Source organism: Falsiroseomonas oryzae (genome assembly GCF_027856955.1).
GTDB classification, from domain to species: domain Bacteria; phylum Pseudomonadota; class Alphaproteobacteria; order Acetobacterales; family Acetobacteraceae; genus Falsiroseomonas; species Falsiroseomonas oryzae.
The window spans coordinates 1-4,043 of the sequence record NZ_JAPSMD010000462.1 but is presented as its reverse complement, the minus strand read 5'-3'; the positions used below and the strand labels follow the sequence as shown (position 1 = coordinate 4,043).

Below are 4,043 nucleotides of genomic sequence, written 5' to 3'. Positions count from 1 at the left end.
CTCGGCGACCGGCGGCGGCGCGGCGGCCTTCGCGGCGTCGGCGGTGAACTGGATGCGCGTGAGCAGCTTCGTCCGACCGCGCTCCACCGCGCTGAACAGGAAGGGGTTCAGCAGGATGGAGAGGATGGCGCCGGCCAGCACGAGGTCGCGGCCCTCCTCCGGCAGCAGGTGCAGCGCCACGCCCAGCCCGACGAGGATGAAGCTGAACTCGCCGATCTGCGCCAGCGCGGCCGAGACCGTCAGCGCGGTGCCGGTGGGATGGCCGAAGGCGCGCACGATCAGGAAGGCCGCGATCGACTTGCCGAAGACGATGATCAGCACGGTCGCGACCACCGCGAAGGGGTCGTCCAGCAGCACCGCGGGGTTGAACAGCATGCCCACCGAGACGAAGAACAGCACCGCGAAGGCGTCGCGCAGCGGCAGCGCCTCGTCCGCCGCGCGCTGCGACAGCCGGCTCTCGCCCATCATCATGCCGGCGAAGAAGGCGCCGAGCGCGAAGCTGACGTCGAACAGCTTGGCCGCGCCGAAGGCGACGCCGAGCGCGATGGCGTAGACCGCCAGGCGGAACAGCTCGCGCGAGCCGGTGTGGGCGGCGTGGTGCATGATCCAGGGGATGATGCGACGGCCGGCGATCAGCATCACGGCGACGAAGGCGGCGACCTTCACCAGTGTGAGGCCGACGGTGGCCGCGATCTCCGCCGCGGGCAGGCGCGTGTCGGAGGAGAGCGCGGGCGCCAGCGCGGGCAGCAGCACGAGGGCGAGGACCATCACCAGGTCCTCCACGATCAGCCAGCCCACGGCGATGCGGCCGCGCTCCGATTCGAGGATCCGCCGCTCCTGCAGGGCGCGCACCAGCACGACGGTGGAGGCGACGGAGAGCGCGAGTCCGAAGACCAGCCCGGCGCCGATGCCCCAGCCCAGCATCCAGGCCAGCCCCATGCCGAGCAGCGTGGCGACGGCGATCTGCGCCACAGCGCCGGGCACGGCGATGTTGCGGACGGCCATCAGCTCCTTCAGGGAGAAGTGCAGGCCGACGCCGAACATCAGCAGGATGACGCCGATCTCGGCGAGCTCGTTGGCCAGCTTCTGGTCGGCGACGAAGCCCGGGGTGAAGGGGCCGACCACGACGCCGGCGACGAGGTAGCCGACCAGCGGCGACAGGCGCAGCCGATGCGCCGCCATGCCGAAGACGAAGGCGAGCAGGAAGCCGACGGCGATCGTCGCGATCAGCGGCGTGTCATGGTCCGGCATCTTCTGCTCCCTGCGTTCAGGTCCCTAAATACGGGCCGCGCAGGGCGTTTCAACCGGAAATCCTGCGGAAACGTGGCAGGAACAAGGGAAAATCTCGCAAGATCCCGCCATCACGCCGCGGCGTAGCGGCTGATCGCGAGATCGTCATGTGCGATCTCCGGCGCGCGGCCCGTGACGAGATCCGCCAGCAGCCGGCCGGAGCCGCAGGCCATGGTCCAGCCCAGCGTGCCGTGCCCGGTGTTGAGGAACAGGTTGGCGTACCGTGTGGGGCCGACCACCGGCGTGCCGTCCGGCGTCATCGGCCTGAGACCGGTCCAGAAGCTGGCCTGCGCCACGTCGCCGCCGCGCGGGAAGAGGTCGGTCACGGAATGCTCCAGCGTCTCCCGCCGCGGCTTGCGCAGGCGCAGCGAGAAGCCGGCGAGTTCCGCCGTGCCGCCCACCCGGATCCGGTCGCCGAGGCGGGTGATCGCGACCTTGTAGGTCTCGTCCATCACGGTGGAGACCGGCGCGGCTGCCTCGTCGGCGACAGGCAGCGTCAGGGAATAGCCCTTCACCGGATAGACCGGCACATGGACATGCAGTGGTCGCAGCAGCGCCGGCGTGTAGCTGCCCATTGCCACCACGTAGCGGTCGGCGGCGAAGCGCCCGGCATCCGTCTCCACGCCGGTCACGGCGCCCGCCTCGGTGGTCAGGGCGCGGACGGTGACGCCGTGGCGGAAGGTGACGCCGGCGGCAGCGGCCAGCGCGGCCAGGCGCTGGGTGAACAGGAAGGCGTCGCCGGTCTCGTCGCCCGGCAGCTGCAGGCCGCCGACGAACTTGCCGGGCACCAGGCGGAGCGCGGGCTCGGCGGCGATGGCGCCGGCGGCGTCGAGCAGCGCGTGGCGCACGCCGAAAGCCTTCAGCACCTCGACATCGGCGCCGACCGCGTCGAGCTGCTTCTGTGTGCGGAACAGCTGCAGCGTGCCCCTGGTGCGCTCGTCATAGGCGATGCCGGTCTCGGCGCGCAGGTCCCGCAGGCAGTCCCGGGAGTACTCCGCGAGCCGCACCATGCGGGCCTTGTTGGCGCCGTAGGCGGCTTCCGTGCAGTTGGCGAGCATCTGGCCGAGCCACCGGTAGAGCCCGCCATCCAGCCGCGGCCAGAGGACCAGCGGCCGGTGACGCATCATCAGCCACTTCAGCGCCTTCACCGGAATGCCGGGGCCGGCCCAGGGGGCGGAGTAGCCGGGCGAGACCTGGCCGGCATTGGCGAAGCTGGTCTCCATGCCCGGCGCGGGCTGGCGGTCCAGCACGGTCACCTCGTGCCCGGCGCGGGCGAGGTACCAGGCGCTGGCGACACCGACCACACCGGAACCGAGGACCAGGACGCGCATGGGAAGCCTCCGTCGTGACGGGGCTAGGATAAGCGCGCGGATCGGCGAATTTCCGGCGGATCTGACGCAGCCAGTGGCGGTCTGGCAGCATTTCTCGTAGGATATTGCGCAATTTCGCAGGATATGCGGCATGGATGAGATCGACCGCGCGATCATCCGGGAACTCCGCCGCGACGGGCGCATGCCGAATGCGGCGCTGGCCGCGGCGGTGGGGCTTTCGCCCTCCGCCTGCCTCCGCCGACTGCGCTTGCTGGAGCGAGACGGGCCGATCCGCGGCTACACCGTGGTGCTGGACGAGACGCCGGCGAAGGACACGGTGACCGTCATCGTGCAGATCACGCTGGAACGGCAGACAGACGAGCATCTGCGCCGCTTCGAGGATGCCGTGCGCCGCTGCCCGGAGGTGCGGGAATGCCACCTGATGACCGGGATGTCGGACTACCTGCTGCGGGTGGAGGCGCGCGACGCCGCCGACTACGAGCGCATCCACAAGGAGGCGCTGTCGCGCATGCCGGGGGTGGCGCGCATCCAGTCGAGCTTCGCGATCCGCACGGTCATCCGCGGCTAGACCGGCGCAGCCCTGACTGTGTTCGGGGCTGCGCCGGTCTCGCTTCTGTGGCCCAGCGATTCACGCCCTTCGCCGTGCCCACCTTACGGTGTGCACGCTCAGGGCGATCGCGGGCTAGGGGCGCGCGGCGTGTCCGCCGCGCGCGCCGGTTCCGGACCTACCGGTCAGAGCCGACCGGGCGAAGCTGCGGGCGGCGCCCGCGCTCGCTAGGCTGCTGGATCTCCACCTCGTCGCGGCGGAGCGTCTCGCGCACCGTCTCGACCCGCTGCGAGCGTTCGGTGCGGACCACCACCTCCTCGCGCAGGCGGAGGTACTTCTGGACGACCGGCACCTCGGCGGTCTCGACGACCTCCACCGTGACCTCGGTCAGCACCTCGCCCGTCGGCGTCTGGCCGACCGGGCGGCGGCGCTCCACCACCACGCGCTCCTGCTGCAGCGTCACCTCGCGCTCCACCGGCGTCTCCACGACGTAGCGGCGGATGCGGGCGGTGCCGCGGTTCTCCGTGCGCTTGCCGACCTCCAGCACCTCCTCGCCGAGCGGGATCACCTCCTCGGCGCCGGCGACGTTCCGGGCAGGCGCGGTCTGCAGCCCCTGCATCATCCCCATCCAGGGCGCGAAGAAGAGGTTGGTCAGCGCGGAAGCCGACGCGCGGGGCGCGGCCAGCCTTGCCGAGTCGGACCCGCTGGCGGCCATGCGCGTCATCTGGCGCGCCATGTCGGCGGCCGCCGTCATCGGCCGCGTCGCCGCCTCAGCAAGCTGGCGGGCGCTTTCGCGCGTGCGGCGCCTGGCGGCCTCGGCCTCCTGGCGGACGGCGTCCGCTTCCTGGCGGACGGCCTCGGCCGCGCGGGCCTCG

4 protein-coding genes are annotated in these 4,043 nt (G+C 71.7%); 1 reads left to right on the top strand and 3 read right to left on the bottom strand.

Annotated features, from left to right (window positions below):
- Together ybaL and OZN99_RS27010 are read right to left on the bottom strand one after the other, a co-directional pair.
- The coding region (gene ybaL, locus OZN99_RS27015; RefSeq protein ID WP_270938328.1) for a YbaL family putative K(+) efflux transporter at window positions 1-1,251 on the bottom strand (1,251 nt) is incomplete at its 3' end.
- Window positions 1,252-1,361: 110 nt separating this feature from the next.
- Window positions 1,362-2,621 carry a D-amino acid dehydrogenase gene (locus OZN99_RS27010; protein ID WP_270938327.1) on the bottom strand — a complete coding sequence of 420 codons (1,260 nt, stop codon included), beginning with the start codon at window positions 2,619-2,621 and terminating at the stop codon, window positions 1,362-1,364.
- A 130-nt stretch (window positions 2,622-2,751) separates the two neighbouring features.
- On the opposite strand from OZN99_RS27010, the gene OZN99_RS27005 reads away from it, so the two are divergent.
- Window positions 2,752-3,189 carry an Lrp/AsnC family transcriptional regulator gene (locus tag OZN99_RS27005; protein WP_270938326.1) on the top strand — a complete coding sequence of 146 codons (438 nt, stop codon included), beginning with the start codon at window positions 2,752-2,754 and terminating at the stop codon, window positions 3,187-3,189.
- 157 nt (window positions 3,190-3,346) lie between these two features.
- On the opposite strand, the gene OZN99_RS27000 is transcribed toward OZN99_RS27005, so the two are convergent.
- Window positions 3,347-4,043, bottom strand: a 697-nt coding sequence (locus OZN99_RS27000) for a DUF2382 domain-containing protein (RefSeq protein WP_270938325.1), incomplete at its 5' end; no start/stop codon positions are given.

Excerpts from the sequence above, each read along its gene's own strand:
- OZN99_RS27010 (WP_270938327.1), bottom strand. The coding sequence starts at position 2,621 with ATGCGCGTCCTGGTCCTCGGTTCCGGTGTGGTCGGTGTCGCCAGCGCC.
- OZN99_RS27005 (WP_270938326.1), top strand. The coding sequence starts at position 2,752 with ATGGATGAGATCGACCGCGCGATCATCCGGGAACTCCGCCGCGACGGG.